The 15437-nt window shown below is 64.6% G+C and carries 16 protein-coding genes; 5 read left to right on the top strand and 11 right to left on the bottom strand.

Features of this window, described 5'->3' with window-relative positions; translation table 11 throughout:
* Positions 1-106: 106 nt before the first annotated feature.
* The 7 genes from psmA to ACJ70B_RS02075 form a co-directional block, all read right to left on the bottom strand.
* On the bottom strand, positions 107-865 hold the full coding sequence (gene psmA / locus ACJ70B_RS02045; protein WP_408958750.1) for an archaeal proteasome endopeptidase complex subunit alpha: 759 nt from the start codon (positions 863-865) through the stop codon (positions 107-109).
* Positions 866-869: 4 nt separating this feature from the next.
* The gene (locus ACJ70B_RS02050) at positions 870-1355 is read right to left on the bottom strand and encodes an Rpp14/Pop5 family protein (protein WP_408958751.1); all 486 of its coding nucleotides are present in this window, start codon (positions 1353-1355) and stop codon (positions 870-872) included.
* Position 1356: 1 nt separating this feature from the next.
* On the bottom strand, positions 1357-2025 hold the full coding sequence (locus ACJ70B_RS02055; RefSeq protein WP_408958752.1) for a class I SAM-dependent methyltransferase: 669 nt from the start codon (positions 2023-2025) through the stop codon (positions 1357-1359).
* Entirely contained in the window at positions 2009-2713 is a 705-nt protein-coding gene (locus ACJ70B_RS02060; RefSeq protein WP_408958753.1) for an RNase P subunit p30 family protein, read from the bottom strand. Before ACJ70B_RS02060 ends, ACJ70B_RS02055 begins: the two co-directional genes overlap by 17 nt.
* A gap of 161 nt (positions 2714-2874) precedes the next feature.
* Positions 2875-3159, bottom strand: coding sequence for a hypothetical protein (locus ACJ70B_RS02065; RefSeq protein ID WP_408958754.1), 285 nt, complete (start codon positions 3157-3159; stop codon positions 2875-2877).
* Between the two features lie 394 nt (positions 3160-3553).
* Complete coding sequence (gene tbsP, locus ACJ70B_RS02070) at positions 3554-4372, bottom strand: transcriptional regulator TbsP (RefSeq protein ID WP_408958755.1); 819 nt, start codon at positions 4370-4372, stop codon at positions 3554-3556.
* Between the two features lie 396 nt (positions 4373-4768).
* Positions 4769-6925 carry a hypothetical protein gene (locus ACJ70B_RS02075; protein WP_408958756.1) on the bottom strand — a complete coding sequence of 719 codons (2157 nt, stop codon included), beginning with the start codon at positions 6923-6925 and terminating at the stop codon, positions 4769-4771.
* A gap of 153 nt (positions 6926-7078) precedes the next feature.
* On the opposite strand from ACJ70B_RS02075, the gene glyA reads away from it, so the two are divergent.
* Positions 7079-8326, top strand: coding sequence for a serine hydroxymethyltransferase (gene glyA, locus ACJ70B_RS02080; protein ID WP_408958757.1), 1248 nt, complete (start codon positions 7079-7081; stop codon positions 8324-8326).
* Positions 8327-8450: 124 nt separating this feature from the next.
* Here the strand turns inward: glyA and ACJ70B_RS02085 are convergent, their stop codons facing one another.
* Positions 8451-8582, bottom strand: a complete 132-nt coding sequence (locus tag ACJ70B_RS02085) for a hypothetical protein (RefSeq protein ID WP_408958758.1) — start codon at positions 8580-8582, stop codon at positions 8451-8453.
* A 133-nt stretch (positions 8583-8715) separates the two neighbouring features.
* Between ACJ70B_RS02085 and ACJ70B_RS02090 the strand changes: the two genes are divergently transcribed.
* Both ACJ70B_RS02090 and ACJ70B_RS02095 read left to right on the top strand, forming a co-directional pair.
* Complete coding sequence (locus tag ACJ70B_RS02090) at positions 8716-9711, top strand: hypothetical protein (protein WP_408958759.1); 996 nt, start codon at positions 8716-8718, stop codon at positions 9709-9711.
* 98 nt (positions 9712-9809) lie between these two features.
* A complete protein-coding gene (locus tag ACJ70B_RS02095) occupies positions 9810-10703 on the top strand; it encodes a bifunctional methylenetetrahydrofolate dehydrogenase/methenyltetrahydrofolate cyclohydrolase (RefSeq protein ID WP_408958760.1) in 894 nt (297 codons plus the stop codon).
* 97 nt (positions 10704-10800) lie between these two features.
* Here ACJ70B_RS02095 and ACJ70B_RS02100 read toward each other — a convergent pair whose 3' ends face one another.
* The 3 genes from ACJ70B_RS02100 to ACJ70B_RS02110 all read right to left on the bottom strand — a co-directional run bounded on the left by ACJ70B_RS02100 (position 10801) and on the right by ACJ70B_RS02110 (position 14139).
* A complete protein-coding gene (locus tag ACJ70B_RS02100; RefSeq protein WP_408958761.1) occupies positions 10801-11148 on the bottom strand; it encodes a PqqD family protein in 348 nt (115 codons plus the stop codon).
* Entirely contained in the window at positions 11145-13121 is a 1977-nt protein-coding gene (locus ACJ70B_RS02105; protein ID WP_408958762.1) for an OPT family oligopeptide transporter, read from the bottom strand. The genes ACJ70B_RS02100 and ACJ70B_RS02105 overlap by 4 nt, the downstream gene beginning before the upstream one ends.
* A 307-nt stretch (positions 13122-13428) precedes the next feature.
* Entirely contained in the window at positions 13429-14139 is a 711-nt protein-coding gene (locus tag ACJ70B_RS02110; RefSeq protein ID WP_408958763.1) for a TFIIB-type zinc ribbon-containing protein, read from the bottom strand.
* 380 nt (positions 14140-14519) lie between these two features.
* On the opposite strand from ACJ70B_RS02110, the gene ACJ70B_RS02115 reads away from it, so the two are divergent.
* Positions 14520-14666, top strand: coding sequence for a hypothetical protein (locus tag ACJ70B_RS02115; RefSeq protein WP_408958764.1), 147 nt, complete (start codon positions 14520-14522; stop codon positions 14664-14666).
* A 448-nt stretch (positions 14667-15114) separates the two neighbouring features.
* On the top strand, positions 15115-15390 hold the full coding sequence (locus tag ACJ70B_RS02120) for a PadR family transcriptional regulator (protein WP_408958765.1): 276 nt from the start codon (positions 15115-15117) through the stop codon (positions 15388-15390).
* The last annotated feature ends 47 nt before the right edge of the window (positions 15391-15437 follow it).

A 15437-nucleotide genomic window follows, 5' to 3' on the forward strand; every position in this document is an offset into this window, starting at 1 on the left:
GGCGCGCCGGAGGCTGGCGGCGTCTCTCGCACGTCTCTCGGCGGATGGACCGGTTGCTCAGGCGGTGGCGGCCGGGAAAACGCGACCGGTGGAAGCGTCGGCTCGATTACTCGTCGCTGTCTTCGTCCTCGCCGGTGTCGAGGAGGTCGTTCTCCTCGAGGTAGGACTCGATCCGGTCGCGGTCGAACTGCTCGAAGCTCTCGGTCTCGACGTCGACCGTCGCCAGCCCTACTTCGCTGGGGAGCAGGGAGCCGTCGTTGACCGACGCGAGCGCGTCGAGGGCAAGCTGGATGCCGCCGTCTAAGTCGGCCTCGTCGTCGTAGTTCTCCTCGAGGTAGTTCTGGAGTTCGCCGCGGTCGGCACCGACGGCCAGCGCCTTCCACTCGTAGGGCGTGCCGGACGGATCGGTCTCGAAGAGACGGGGCTCGCCGTTGTCGATGCCGCCGACGATCAACGCGACGCCGAACGGGCGCGCGCCGCCGACCTGAGTGTACTGCTGGATGTGGTCTGTGACTTCCTTGGTCAGCGTCTCGACGCCGATCGGCTCGCCGTAGCGAAGCTGATTGACCTGCGTCTGGCGGCGCGCGAAGTCGATCAGCTGGCGGGCGTCGGCGACGTGGCCCGCGCTGGCGATGCCGACGTGGTCGTCGGCCTTGTGGATCTTCTCGACGCTCGAGTCCTCGAGCAGCGGGGAGGGGACTCGTTTGTCGACGGCAAGCACCACGCCGTCTGCCGTTCGAACGCCGATACTGGCCGTGCCTCGCTTGACCGCCTCGCGAGCGTACTCGACCTGGTAGAGTCGGCCGTCCGGCGAGAAGATCGTGATGCCACGGTCGTACGCCTGCTGTTGGGCTTGTCCCTGCATAGTATCACGCTAAATCGTAATCGAGGTCTGTCGCGCCCGCGAACGCCTCATCGAGCCGGACGTCCCCTACGCTGTCCCGGAGGACGGCGACTCGCTCCTCGTTCCCGAACACGACGTTTCTCTCTTCGGAATCTTGCCCGCGGCGTCCTAAATAGTTTTCTTCAGCGGCACGGATCGTACCACTGATACCGCGGACGCGGATTCCGACCGGAGCACCGTCGATTTCGTCGATACAGGCCAATGCGGCACGGGCAGGCCTGGTTTCGTCGCGTCGGGCTCTGACGATCGCCTCGCCGGTACCGTCGCTAAACGAAAACCGCATGACGGTCAGGTCGGCGTCGGCGCTGCCCGGATCGCCGAGCAGGTTCTGACCGGCGTACCACAGGTCGCGCTGGAACGACCGCCGGCCGATCCGCTCGTCGGGCCACGTCTCGAGTTCGATGGCGAGGTATCGCCAGCGCGGCCGGAGGTGTTTCGGGAGGTGTTTCATTTTACTCGGCGCTCGTTGGCCGCTGTTCCGCGACGAGTACGCCGACCTGGTCGTGAACCCGTTCGACGGCCGTCAACGAGAACCCCGCGTCGGTGAAGGCGTCCGCGAGCACCCCGACGGTCGCCGGATCGTCGACGTCGGGCGAATAGAACGGCTCGTCGGGGTCCGGTTCGCCGAAGAACATGACGTCCCCGAGGACGAACTTCCGCGGCTCGAGGTCGGCGATGACCGAGATCGCCGCTCGCTTTTCCGCGTCCGAGAGGTGGTGCATGGCGAAGTTCGAGGTGACGATATCGACCGGTCCGTCGTAGTTTGGCTCCCGGAATGTTCCCTCGCCGAACTCGAGGTTCGAAAACCCCGCCTCGTCGGCTTTCCGCTCCGCCTCAGTGAGCATTCCCTCGCTGATGTCGCGGCCGACGACGCGGCCCGCGTCGGGAGCGAGCGCGAGGGCGATCGCGCCCGTTCCGGTACCGAGGTCGAGGACGACGTCCGCGCGAGCGGAGCGAGTGCGGGCTCGAGTCGACTCCGTCGATTCGGTGTCGTCGGGTGCGGGCGCGGCGTGTTCGACGACCAGATTCGCGCAGGCGCGGTACTCGTCGGACATCGAATCGTCGTATTCGGCGGCTACCTCGTCGAACCGGGCGGCGTGCTCCTCAAGGCTCCTCTTCATATCTGCCCCGTTCGACCCCCGGCTCAATGAACGACTCGGACTGTACGTGCCGATTTCGCTCGGCCAGCCGGCCCCACTCCGCGAGCCCCGCCTCGATGAACGCCGCCGAAAAGCCGATCTGCTCGCCCACCGCCTTCAGTTCGCGGGGTGCCCGCAACTCGAGGTGCGAGGGCGGGGCCGCACTCACGACGTAAGGCGCGTCGTAGTGGGTGACGAGCTCTCGCAGTTTCCGCAGCGACTGAATCTGTCGGACTCGTCGGCCGCCGCTCGTCCGGAGCACCCTCGAAAGGTCGAACTCGAGGCGAACGCCGTTCTCGAGGGCGGCTTTCGCGAGGACGTGATTTACGTCGCCGTCACCGGCCATCGGGTGGGCGAGCACATCGACTTTCGCCTGCTCGACGGCGAAGCGGTTCAGCGCCGCCGTCCCGCCGTGTATCCCGACGATCGTCCGCGAGGTCCGGAAGTTTCCGACCGCACCGCTCGCTTGCTGCTGGTCGTCGGCGCGAATCTCGACGCCCTCGACGACATCGATCCCGTACTCCTTGCGGATTCGGTTGGGGTCGTACTCCGCGCGAGCGTCCGACCGGTTGCGCACGACCACGCCCTCGAAGCCGTAGTCGGCCGCCGTTTTCGCGAGTCTGGCGACCGTGCTCTCTCCGTCGGGACGGGCGTGGACGGCCTCGTACATACTCGAGGCGTCGGACGGCGGCGACTTGGGGTTTGCGCCATGCGGCGACCGACCGAATACGGGATTCCGTTTCGATGGAGTGAGCGTCAGTTCCACGCCTTCACTGAAAGTCGTGCCAAACGAGAGTGACGACGTTGCGTCAGCTGATGACGCGAGGAGCGTTACACGAACGTCCTGAACGACACGATTCCGACTGTGAACATCAGGAGACCGATAGCGATCACGATGACGGCACCGACCCAGTTGCCGACGCGGTAGATCAACAAATGGTCTCGATCCGAATCCGTTCTAGAGACATTGGTGAGACTGACCGCGAAGGTGAACGCCGCTCCCAGCCCGATAACGCTGCTGGTCACGAACCCAGCCAGTGCGAGGCTGACGACGGTCACGAGAGTTCCGACCAGTCCCAGTCCGAGGCCGACGACATAGAGCTTCCAGGACTCCATCGTTACACTGAGACGACACTACATACACGGTGGATATGTATCTGCCGACCGCTTGTCCTCCGGAATTGACTCTCAATTCGCGATCGAAGTACGTGCAGAATCACGTGGCCGGGAGTGCGTCCGAACGAACGTGAGGACGCACGACCCGGGGGAGGGCAGGCGGCCCACCGTCACTGACCGCGAGCGACCGAATGCGCGGCGCGTAGCGCCGCGGTAAGACGAGCGGCCGACGGCCGCGAGTCAGGGAGCGAGCGGGCCGACGACTGATGTGGAGACTCGCGATGCGAGTCAGAACGGAAGGAGGAATGCTTTTGATCAACCTTTTACCGAGTGACAGCGGACTGTGCGACAGCTACGCTGTCGTCAGTCCGCCAGAACGCAGCGTAAAAGGTTGTTAGTTGAGAATCGACTGCGCCACTGTCGCGAGCTGGCCGTTGTCGGCCTCGCTGAGGCGCTCGTCGCCGATCTTGAGACGCAGGCGCGGGCGGCCGACGTCGATCGGGACCTTCTCGGTGTCGATCAGGCCCATATCCTCGAGCTTGGTCTTCGTTCGGGAGAACGTGGCCTTGGAGGCGATCCCGACGTCCTCGCCCCATTTGCTGATATCGTACAGCAGGGCCTCGTTTTTGGCTGCGACCAAAAGCGAGATGGTGACCTCGTCGAGCCCGTCGCCGTCGCCGCGGGCGGTCTCCAGCGAGCCGAGGATTGCGGTGAAGTCGTCCTCGGCTTCGGGGCTGATCTCCTCGGAAAGGGTCTCGCGAACGTCCGTGATCGGGGGCGTCCGGAGGTTGAACTGGGAGGCGTCCTCCCAGCGGGCCGCGTAGGTGTCGTAGGTGTCGTCGACGAAGCTCTCGTCGTCGGTGATGAGCCCGCCGACGCGGTCGCCAGCGTGGACGACGGCGACGACGCGGTTCTCGGTGATCAAAAGCGAGTTCTCGGGAGCCTCGGCGAGCGTTCGCAGCGCCAGTGCGCCCTCGCTGATGAGGTCGGCAGCGTTCGAGGCGATGATGAAGTCGTCCATCACGTCTTTGAGAGTTCGTTCGTCGGCGAGCATGTGAACCGAGGGGAGGTCGCCGTCGAACGCGGTAGCGACGGAAACGAACTCCTCGATGGCATCCCGAGACGGGTTGACCATGTACACGTCGCCACTTGCATCCTCGAGCACGGACTCGAGTATATCGTCAATCTGATGATTGAGTAAATTCGAAGCCATGTGTATACAGAAGTAATCGAAGCCGCCATACTTAATTTTGGTGGCCGTTTGCACAGCAGAACATCTGGTCTGCCAGCCGAACCGGTGATTTTTGTCCTGTAACTCGTTAGTTTACCGACGAAATCGACGCCGCTGAAAGATATTCCTATCGGAAATTGAGTCGCGGCGGATCCATCGCGTCGGTCGCTCGCTGAGATCATGTATGAATACTAACAATAGGTATATAACGGAAACGTGTTATTACAGTATCGTATGGGTGTTCGATGTACCCGACTGCGGTGGGTCGTTCGCGAATTGGTCGACAGCGCACGGATCGGGGTGGCGCTCGACCGCCCGACACGGCGGTTCGCGGTGCAAGCCAAACGAGTGAGCACGTACGGCGGACCCTGAAATCGGTTAGCGGTCGAATCGCGACCAGAGTTCTTTCGACCAGTAAATGTCGCCGTCGTAGATCACGGACGCTTCCGTCTCCTTGAGCATCGTGGCCAACTCCGACTCCGACAGCGTAAAGCTCGATTCGTTCCCACAGAGGTAGGCGTGCTCGTTGTGCTCGGTGTGAGGAAAGTAGTACGAGCCGCTTACGCGCGTCGAAAAGCAATCGAGCGTCAGCAGGAACCGTCGTTCGTCTCCGCCCTCGTCGAGTTCCTCGAGCGTCGCGGTCGTCGGAAGGCGGCTCTCGGCCTGGGTCAGCGAGTGCGTGCCGTCGCCGACGACGGCGTAATCTTTCCCCATCATGATCCGTCTGCGCGCGAGGCCCATCGCACGTTCGATGCTGAAGCCATGAACGAGCAGTTTAGCGAACGTCGACCCGACCTTGACCGCGTGGTCGTTCAAGACCTTCGTGAATGTGACCGCGCCCGCGACACTGCCTTTCTCGATCAGGTTCATCCCTTCGTAGAAGGAACCGCAGGCGTTGAGGAAGAACGTCTGGACGTTACAGCGGTCGAGACTCGAGGCAGCGAGCGTTCCGTCGGGACAACATAGCCCGTCGGTTTCGCAGTGACCGATGTAGTGGACGAAATCGTGGTCGGTCTCGAACACGCGGGCGAGTTCGGCGGTTCCGATCGACTCCTCGACGGTGAGATCCAACGTCAGTTCCTCGGAGCGCTGGCGGTAGATCTCGGCAACGTGGTCGTGCTCGCCGGCCATCTCGGGATCGTTGAGAACGACACAGATCGACGTCGAGTCGCTCGCCTGCTCGAGGAACGCGAGGCGGTTGTGGTAGGCTGTCGGAGCGGATTTGAAGACGTCGATCGGGACACCGTCGGCGAGCCAGCCGTGCGTTCGCCCGCCTTGGAGATCCGGTTTGACGATGTCGACAGAGGCGATCTGTCCAGTCGCGCGGTCGACGCCCGCAGCGCGCCCGGTCCCGGTCACGGGCTCGGGTTCAGGGTCGCCGTGACGGTAGAAGTCCTCCAGCGAGCGCTCGACCAGTTCCTTGCCCTCGAGGTCGGACGTTCGCGGCGTATAGACCATGCTCAGTCGGTCGAGCAGGAACGGGAGCGTCTCGACGCTGTCGTAGGCCGGCGTGACGTAGGACGAGAGGTGCCAGTCCGGGAGCCGGTGTTTGATCGCCGCGTACGGCACGTCGAGGTAGGCCGCGAGTCGGTCCTGTGGCGACGCCTCATAGAGCACGTCGGCGTCGAGGCCAAGCGCCTCGAGCAGGCTGAGTTCCGAGAGGGTCGTTCCGTACGGCCCGGCGTTGCGGACCAGACAGTCGAGGAAGAACGTTTTCCGGAGCAGCCGCTCGACATCGCGTTCCAGGTCGGGCATCGACGAGAGGGGCTCCTCGATCGCGTGTTCCGGGAGCCGGAGGCGGGGCCGGGGCTCATCGCTCCGCGATCCGGCTCGGCGTCCGAATCGCTCGTCCGTCGTCCGGACGGTTGCCTGTAGATAGTACGCAAGCGGTGCGGTCACGAACAGCGATTCATAGTCGGGTGGGACGACTAGCTCGATCCCGTGACCGGGGGTGTCAGAGCGAACGGAGTCCGGAATCTCGAGTTCGTCGCCGTGTTCGATCAGGGACGGATGGCCCCGAAGCGTCGGATACGACCGGTCGGGGCTGTCCGTCTTGTGCGAGGCGGCCATGTGGGTGATGGCGTCGGCGACGGCCGACGGCGAGTCGGGAACGGTGATCGTTCCTGCGGGCAATTCGTGACGGCAGCGAAGTCCGAGGATGACGCGCGTTCGGTTCGGAAAGGACACCACGATTTCCTCGTAGCCGTCAGTCTTTTCGATCCGCGCCGAACCGGAAAATCGGAGATACGACTTGATCTCGGTATCGATGTCGACGACGTACTCTCCGGGCGACAGCGAAAGGGGCTCGCCGTTGGGGTCGAGTTCGTACTGGTCCTCGAGTCCGAGCGAGAACGCGTAGACGACCGCGTGTGGAAATCGAAGCTCGGTGGCCGTCGTGACGATCGTATCGTCGACCGGACGCGGGATGTCGACGCCGGACCCGTCGACAACGAATTCGTCACCTGTGACCGTCAGCTCAGCGTTATCGGCATCGGTGACGTGGAGGGTGTCGTCGTCTACCGCCCACTCAATCATTCGGTTAGATGAATGTCACTCCGGCAAGTTAGTTGTATCGGGGAGTGATCGCCGATCGTGTTACCCCACCGGGCCGCGTCGAACCGCCGGCGATAGTGGCCCGACTTGCCGAGGACGGGTACACTTATGCGGCCGCCAGACCGCATTTCGAGTATGAACCACGACCAGGTTCGTGAGGTCGATCCCGCCGTCGCCGACGCCCTCGAGGGCGAGGTAGACCGCCAGCGGGAGACGCTGCAGATGATCGCCAGCGAAAACCACGTCAGCGAGGCCGTCCTCGACGCACAGGGGAGCGCCCTGACGAACAAGTACGCGGAGGGCTACCCCGGCGAGCGCTACTACGGCGGCTGTGAGTACGCTGACGAGGTCGAGGAACTCGCGATCGACCGCGCGACGGAGCTGTTCGGCGCGGAACACGTCAACGTCCAGCCCCACTCGGGCACCCAGGCCAACCAAGCCGTTTACTTCGCGATGCTCGAGCCCGGTGATAAGATCCTCTCGCTCGATCTCAACCACGGCGGCCATCTGAGCCACGGCCACCCGGCGAACTTCACCGGCCAGCTCTACGAGGTCGAGCAGTACGAGGTCGACCCCGAAACGGGCTATCTCGACTACGAGGCCCTCGCGGAGCACGCCGCCGAGTTCGATCCCGACATCGTCGTCTCGGGGTACTCCGCGTACCCGCGCGAGATCGAGTGGGAGCGCATTCAGGCCGTCGCCGACGACGTGGACGCGCTCCACCTCGCGGACATCGCCCACATCACCGGGCTCGTCGCGGCGGGCGTCCACCCCTCGCCGGTCGGCGTCGCCGACTTCGTCACCGGCTCGACCCACAAGACCATCCGCTCGGGTCGGGGCGGCATCGTCATGTGCGACGAGGAGTACGCCGACGACATCGACGCCGCCGTCTTCCCCGGCGGGCAGGGCGGCCCACTCATGCACAACGTCGCCGGCAAGGCCGTCGGCTTCAAGGAGGCCCTCAAGCCCGAGTTCGAAGACTACGCCGAACAGACCGTCGCGAACGCGCGGGCGCTCGGCGAGTCCCTGTCGGAAAACGGTTTCTCGCTCGTCTCCGGTGGCACCGACAACCACCTCGTGCTCGTCGACCTCCGGGAGAGCCACCCCGATACGACCGGCGGCGACGCCGAGGACGCGCTCGAGGAGGCCGGTATCGTCCTCAACGGGAACACGGTGCCCGGCGAGACGCGCTCGCCGTTTAACCCCAGTGGCATCCGCGCCGGTACACCGGCGCTGACCACCCGCGGCTTCGACGAGGACGACTGTCGCGAAGTCGGCGATCTGATCGCCCGCGTCGTCGACAGCCCCGACGATGCGGCGGTCATCGAGGCGGTCCGCGAAGACGTCGCGACGCTGTGCGACGAGAACCCGCTGTACGAGTAAGGGAGCAGGCGGTCGGTTCGACGCGTTCCGTCGGATCTGATCACCGACCCGTTCGTCTTTCTCCATCGCGGTCGGCGGCCGTTCGGAACGGTCGCGTGCGGCCTCGAGTATCACGAGGTTGTTCCTAGCCGACTACGACGACCGCGAGCAAGCCGATAGCGATCACCGCAGCTAGCGTAATCGCCACGGCGAGACCGAAACCGACGACCGGCGAGAGGGAGGGAACCGAATCGTGCGTCGTCGATCTCGAAGCCATGGTCGTTTCGTAGAGCGCGGACGGGAAGAACGTACGCTTCGACTCAGCGCTCGATTCGCTTTCCGAGCGCTTGCACCGTCGCCTGTCACTCGCCGGCACGCGCCTTTTGCTCGGGCTCGCCGTACCGCCGCCCATGTCTACGCGTCCGACCGGGACCGTTCTCGACGACGACCGGTTGCTCGAGCTCCGGGAGACCGACGAGACCGCGGCCTCGGAGTTGGCCGTCGTGGTGACGCCCGTGACCGAGTATCTGAACGTGACTCGCGGCGGCCACGTCGACTGGGATATCGATCAGCACGAGGAGCAACCGATGCTCGTGTGCAGCGGGATCGAGGACGCGGCCACCGCCGACGCGCCGTATCCGCGCGAGCTCCGCGAGGAAAACGGCGAGACCGTCGCGCCCATCCCCGACACGCTGGTTCGCGCCGAGCCGCCACAGGGGCTGGGAATCGCGCTCGAGGGCTACGACGCGAATCGACCGTTGCTGTTCGACGCGATCACGTCCGGCGAGACGATCGGCCTGATCCCGATTCGGTTCGACGATGGGGAGGCCTACCGCGCCGAGTCACTGCCGGACGTCGGCAGCGATAGCGATCCCGTCGCCGAGGAGGTCATCGAACACGAAGGTCGCGGCGACCCGACGCCCCGACCCGAGACGATGGACGCCCCGATCGATCCCGCCGTGCTCGAGACCGTCCTCGCCGAGCGCGACGCCGACGAGACCAATGTCATCGGGCTCCTCGAGGCCGTCGAGCGCTCCGATCTCATCGGGACCGGCGAGCACGTCGCCGGTGTCCCGCCGCTATCGGTCGACTCACGAGCCGTCTGCATGCTCCCCGAAGATGTGTGGACGGAGCGACTCGGGCCGGAACTCGAGGCGGAGGGCGTCGAGACCGACTCGGAGGCGCTTGCGGCTGTGCAGGCGGTCCACGAACTCCAGGCCCGGGCGCTGATCGACATCGCGGCGACGACCGAGTACGAGGGGCTCGAAGACGAGTACACGCTGGTCGTCACCGACGCACAGGACACCACCGAGTGGGACGTCGCCGCGCCGGGGATGGAGCGTTCGATCGAGGACCCGGGGCCGGTCGACGACGCGATTCGGTCGTACCTCGAGGACCGGCCCTGAGGCGAGGTATCCACGGACGTGTATATTTCATGTCCAGTGGCGACTGTTCTGAGCACGAATCCGGGGATTAATGAGCCTCGCGGCCGCCCACTCAAGTAATGACCGAGATCATCGACGGCAACGCGGTCGCGAGCGAGATTCGCGATGACCTGACGGACGCGATCGAGACGCTCGCCGACGCGGGTGCACGTCCGGGCTTGGCGACGGTTCTCATGGGCGACGACCCGGCGAGCCAGACCTACGTGAACATGAAACAGCGCGACTGCGAGGAAGTCGGCATCGAGAGTCACCACGTTGACGTCGACGGCGACGCGCCGCCCGAGGACCTATACGACGCCATCGCCGATCTCAACGAGAACGACGACGTCCACGGCTACATCGTGCAGGCTCCGGTCCCGGACCACGTCGACTACCGCGACGTGATCCGCCGGGTTGACCCCGCGAAGGACGTCGACGGCTTCCACCCCGAGAACGTCGGCCGCCTCGTCGCCGGCGACGCCCGCTTCCGTCCCTGCACGCCCCACGGAGTGCAGAAGCTGCTCGAGTCTGCCGAGATCGACACCGAAGGGAAGGACGTGACGATCGTCGGTCGCTCGGACATCGTCGGCAAGCCCCTCGCGAACCTCTTGATTCAGAAAGCCGACGACGGCAACGCGACGGTGACGGTCTGTCACTCACGGACCGAGGACCTCGCCGAACAGACCCGCAGCGCCGATATCGTCGTCGCGGCGGTCGGCGTCCCCGAACTCGTCGACGGCTCGATGCTCTCCGAGGACACGGTCGTCATCGACGTGGGCGTCAACCGCGTCGACGCGGACAACGACAAGGGCTACGAACTCGTCGGCGACGTCGAGTACGAGAGCGCCGAGGCGAAAGCCAGCGCGATCACACCCGTTCCCGGCGGCGTCGGTCCCATGACGCGCGCGATGTTGCTCTACAACACGGTCAAAGCCGCGAGTCTGCAAACAGACATCGACGTGGAGCTGCCCTGAGCCGTCCGTCCGTTCGCATCTCGCAGTAGTGTGCCGAATGACATCCTCGTTCTCCCTCGAGACAGACGGAGAGACGTCGTCTAATGAACGAGCCGGATTACTCGTCGAACCGGAGCAGTCCGCGCTCCTCGAGTTGCATGAGGAAGTGAGCGAGCGTTTCGTCGACCGGCCCGACGCGCTCGGCGTCGTGGGCATCGGCGACGACCGACGCGATCTCGGCGACGGTGTGGTCGCCGTCGCAGTGTCGCCAGACGGTGGTCCCGACGGGATCGAGTGTGAGTTCGCGCTCTCGGCTCGTACCGAAGCAGTCGAACAGGAACGCGTCGAGCCGGTTTCGCGGGGACTTCGTCCAGACGATCGTCACCCTCGAGTCGCCATCGACGGTCGTCTCCCGCCAGTCCTCGGCGACCCGCTTCGGGATCGCCGCCGGCCCGTGCGAGGTCATCGGTCGGCCACGTCGGGAGCGTTCCAGAGCACGCTGGCCACGAAGAGGCCGACGAGCGCGACGACGGCCACGACCCCGAGGGTCGCCTGCGTCCCACCGGAGAGTCCGAGCGGGAACGGTGCGCCGCTCTCCGCGCCGGTCCCGGTGATGTATAGCGCACCGATGACGATCCCCATGATCGCCTCACCGGTGATCAGCCCGGCCGCGACGATCCGCCCTCGAGAGGTGACGTGCTCCGCGAGCGTGCCTTCCTCGTCGTCCTTGCGTGCGACGTATTTGTCGATGCCGCCACGGAGCAGGCCGCCGAGGAAGATTGGCGTCGAGAGCGTGATCGGGAGGTAGATTCCAACCGCGAAGGGCAACACGGGGATGTCCATGAGGATCAGGACGAACGCAAAGACGGCTCCGATGAGGATCATCCCCCACTGAGCGGTGCCCGTGAGCACGCCCTCGGAGATGAGCGCCATCATGTCGGCCTGGGGCGCGGGAATGGTCTCGCTGCCGATCCCGTACGCCTGGTGGAAGAAGTACAACACCCAGCCGGCAAACAGCGCGGAGATGGCGATCCCGATCACCTGCGCGAGTTGCTGTTTGCGAGGGGTCGCACCGAGGAGGTAGCCGGTCTTTAGGTCCTGGGAGGTGTCGCCGGCGACCGCCGCAGCGATGGCGACGACCGAGGCCGTCACGAGCACGGCGACGGGATCGGTCACGCCGGTCGATTTCATCGCCAGGGCGGTGATCAGGATCGTCGCCACGGCCATCCCGGAGACGGGATTCGAGGAACTCCCGACGACCCCGACGAGGTACGCCGAGACGGCGACGAAGAGGAACGCAGCGACAACGGCGATGACCCCGCCTAGCAACCCGACCTGAACCTGCGGTATGGCGACGATCGCGAGCGTCACCAGGGCCGCGCCGCCGCCGACGACCTTCATCGGGAGGTCGCGCTGGGTACGCTTTCGCGACTCGGTCGTGGCCGTCGCGGAATCACGGAGTTCCGCGCCGGCGGTGCTCAGCGCGTCGACGATCGTCCCGCGCATCGAGACGATGGCGTAGAACCCGCCGACGATCATCGCGCCAGCGCCGACATAGCGGATGTACGCGTCCCAGACGCCTTCGGCTTGCGCCATCAGCGCCGCGTCGGCGGCCGACTCGGGGACGAACCCGCCCGTGATGAGCAGCGGAATCAGCATCATCCAGGCGATCAATCCGCCGCCGAACACGTAGCCGGCGATTCGCGGGCCGATGATGTAGCCGACGCCGATCAGAGCGGGCGTGAAATCGCCGCCGATGGCGAATCCATCGGTTTCTCCCGCCGAGAACGCGGTCTGGATCGTCGTCTTGAACGCGGCCATCCCGTTGGCCAGCCACATGTAGACGAAGCTCACGAGAAAGCCAAACGAGATGAGTTTCACGCCCTCGTCGCCTCGCGAGCCGGCCTCGAGCACGTCGGCGCACGCGGTGCCTTCCGGATAGGGGAGCTCCTCGTGTTTGTCGACGATGAGATAGCGGCGCATCGGGATCATAAAGAGGACGCCGAGCAGGCCGCCAAGCACCGCGACCGCGGCGGTTCCGGCGATGTCGATGGGCTGCCCGAGGAACGTGACGCCGGCGATCGTGAAGATGATGCCGGCCGCCAGCGCTTCGCCGGCGGAGGTCATCGTCTGGACGATATTGTTCTCGAGGATCGTCCCGCCGATACCAACCCGGCGCAGTCCGTAGAAAACACCCATGCTGATGACTGCGGCCGGGATCGAGGCGCTGATCGTCATTCCTGAACGCATGCCGAGGTACATGTTCGCGGTCAGCATGACGACGTTGAGCGCGAGCCCAATTAGGACCGCTTTGATCGTGAGTTCCGCGACGCTTCTCCCCGCGGGAACGTAGGGACTCGGGCCGGTATCCGGCGTTTGCTCCCTCGCTGTACGACCGTCGCTCGGCTCCGTGCGTTCTTTCGATGGTCCGTGTGACATAGTCGAATTGGCGGACGGCCCCGGTGATTCGAAGGTCCCGTGCGATCACCTCGTCGGTCTCACGGCCGCCGCGTAGGCCGTCCCGACGACGCGAAATCGGGGCCACTCCGTTCAGTTTGGTCATTGCCGTCCGCTGGCATATATATGATAAGATTTGGGACGGTTGTCCAGCTCAGAACAGAAGCTGACACATTTGTTCATCAATGACGGCTGTGTCACGCGAACGTTGGACAGGAATCGACGGACGCGGTCGCCGAGAGCGCGCGAGCGAGAACGGATCGACGCGAACCGATACGGACCTCAAACGCTATCCGAGGTCGTCCAGTCGCTCCTGGGCTCGCGAGAGCGCGAATTCGTCGCCGCGCAGGCCGTTCGCGAGGTCTCGCGTCGCTTCGACGAGCCGTTCTGCGATCCGCGGCTTCACGTCCCCGTCGAGCATCCGAACGCGTTTGACGTGTTCGCCGAGCGTCTCGAGGGTCTTTCGTTCGCTGGCGGTCAGGTCGCGGTCCTCGGCCCAGGTGCGAACGTCGCGGCGGTACTCGCGGACCGCGTTGGCGTAAGCAAGTCCCCGGGCCGCTCGTAGCGGTTGGGGAACATCCTCGACGGGCGGGCGGTCGCCCCCGTCGGCGTCGCGTAACAGTTCGAGGAAGTAGAGCTCCTCGCGGTCCTCGAGCCGAATTTCGCGGGCGACGATGTCGGCGACGTGGAGGAGTTCGGTCGCGGCGAGGTAGGTGTCGTCGAGCTCGCGGAGAGTGCCGGCGTTGACGAACCCGCGCCGGCGGACGTATTCGCGACAGCGGTCGCGGGCGCGTTCGGCGAGATCGTCGGTCTCGATCTCGTCGATCGCGTTCCGGACGGGGGTGAGATCGAACGCCACTCGGAGATCGGTGTGTTCGGTGCGCTCGTCGACGCCGACGCTCCGGAGGCTCCCGCAGGCCGGACACCCGACGCTTCCCGTCTCGTAGTACGACCAGTGCGTCCCACACTCCCGGCACTCGCGCTCACCCCGGATCTTCATGGAGGCGGCTACGGCCGGGAGGCAAAAAGTCCCACCGGACCCCACTCGGGCACCGGCCGTCTCCGACCGGCCGCCGCGGCGCGAACGCGCCTCACCGAACGGTGTGGCAGCCGCGGTGGGCGGGCTGGTCGATCGGACAGCGCCGATGACGATCATCGGTCCCCGGCGGTCGTTCAATTGGTGATTAACGGGCGGCAACTGCAGGCCATATCGTAATCCCGATCCGCACTCCGTTTCGCGGCGGAAACCGAGTCATTCCCAAGCGAAACAGTCGGCATCCGATGCCGACTCGAGACGCTCACGACCGACTCGAGGCGCTCACGACCGACTCGCGTCGCTGCGTGACGACTTTTTTCCCGTCTCGGTCGATAGTGTGGGGTATGCGCGACGAAGACGAAATCCGCGAGCAGTACGAGTTCCTCAAAGAGAACCTCGAGAGCGACGAGATGCGCCACGAGGGCGTCAGAGAGATGTTCACCTACTACAAGCGCGCGCTCGGTTGGGTGCTCGAGGAAGAGCACATCTGATCGGCGCGCGGCCGTCACGCTCGCGGGCGTCGCATTGTCGTTACATTTAAGTTCTCACGGCGAAATCTTCCACGTGACGCTTCGCTTGGAGGGCCGAAGCGTCAGCGGGGACCAATTCAGGGCGGCAAGCGATCGCGTGGCATTTTTGGCCACGCGATTTGCTTTCCTGTTTCGAACAATTACTGCTCGCGAGTGTCGGTGCCTGCCACGCTGACCTCAATGAGACGGGAAGTGAAGTCGGCCGCGCTATATAATCGTCCCGAAACGAAATAGCTGAACTGTAAACATGAACAGCTCATTATGTGAGGTCCGCCGGATAATCAGTCACCGGTGTTATGGGTCCCGCACGCGCGAAATGAGTAGCTTCACTGGTAATACCCCTCTTTCGGTCGAAACAACCCGATAGCCTTATTAAAATTCGACAGTAAGTGAGATTGGTACTTTCCCAATGTACGACCTGACAGGATTCCAGCGGGACTTACTCTACGTCATCGCTGGCGAGGAGGAACCACACGGACTGGCGATCAAAGAGGAACTCGAAGAATACTACGAAAAGGAGATCCACCACGGTCGGCTCTATCCGAACCTCGACACCCTCGTCGACAAGGGATTGGTCGAGAAAGGACAACGTGACCGTCGGACGAACTTCTACACGCTCACCCGCCGCGGCCGACGCGAACTCGAGGCGCGCCGCGAGTGGGAGTCTCAGTACGTCGACCTGTAGTACGGTCGCTCGGCTCGGTGATCGTTCCGCTTCGGACAGTCTCTGTG

This window comes from Natrinema sp. 74 (assembly GCF_046097095.1).
Taxonomy (GTDB): domain Archaea; phylum Halobacteriota; class Halobacteria; order Halobacteriales; family Natrialbaceae; genus Natrinema.

Bases quoted from the DNA above. Each gene is read 5' to 3' on its own strand.
- ACJ70B_RS02105 (WP_408958762.1), bottom strand. From the start codon at position 13,121: ATGTCACACGGACCATCGAAAGAACGCACGGAGCCGAGCGACGGTCGT.
- ACJ70B_RS02120 (WP_408958765.1), top strand. From the start codon at position 15,115: ATGTACGACCTGACAGGATTCCAGCGGGACTTACTCTACGTCATCGCT.
- tbsP (WP_408958755.1), bottom strand. From the start codon at position 4,372: ATGGCTTCGAATTTACTCAATCATCAGATTGACGATATACTCGAGTCC.
- ACJ70B_RS02075 (WP_408958756.1), bottom strand. From the start codon at position 6,925: ATGATTGAGTGGGCGGTAGACGACGACACCCTCCACGTCACCGATGCC.
- ACJ70B_RS02100 (WP_408958761.1), bottom strand. From the start codon at position 11,148: ATGACCTCGCACGGGCCGGCGGCGATCCCGAAGCGGGTCGCCGAGGAC.
- psmA (WP_408958750.1), bottom strand. From the start codon at position 865: ATGCAGGGACAAGCCCAACAGCAGGCGTACGACCGTGGCATCACGATC.
- ACJ70B_RS02055 (WP_408958752.1), bottom strand. From the start codon at position 2,025: ATGAAGAGGAGCCTTGAGGAGCACGCCGCCCGGTTCGACGAGGTAGCC.
- ACJ70B_RS02060 (WP_408958753.1), bottom strand. From the start codon at position 2,713: ATGTACGAGGCCGTCCACGCCCGTCCCGACGGAGAGAGCACGGTCGCC.
- ACJ70B_RS02065 (WP_408958754.1), bottom strand. From the start codon at position 3,159: ATGGAGTCCTGGAAGCTCTATGTCGTCGGCCTCGGACTGGGACTGGTC.
- ACJ70B_RS02085 (WP_408958758.1), bottom strand. From the start codon at position 8,582: ATGGCTTCGAGATCGACGACGCACGATTCGGTTCCCTCCCTCTCGCCG.
- ACJ70B_RS02095 (WP_408958760.1), top strand. From the start codon at position 9,810: ATGACCGAGATCATCGACGGCAACGCGGTCGCGAGCGAGATTCGCGAT.
- ACJ70B_RS02115 (WP_408958764.1), top strand. From the start codon at position 14,520: ATGCGCGACGAAGACGAAATCCGCGAGCAGTACGAGTTCCTCAAAGAG.
- ACJ70B_RS02110 (WP_408958763.1), bottom strand. From the start codon at position 14,139: ATGAAGATCCGGGGTGAGCGCGAGTGCCGGGAGTGTGGGACGCACTGG.
- ACJ70B_RS02090 (WP_408958759.1), top strand. From the start codon at position 8,716: ATGTCTACGCGTCCGACCGGGACCGTTCTCGACGACGACCGGTTGCTC.
- ACJ70B_RS02050 (WP_408958751.1), bottom strand. From the start codon at position 1,355: ATGAAACACCTCCCGAAACACCTCCGGCCGCGCTGGCGATACCTCGCC.
- glyA (WP_408958757.1), top strand. From the start codon at position 7,079: ATGAACCACGACCAGGTTCGTGAGGTCGATCCCGCCGTCGCCGACGCC.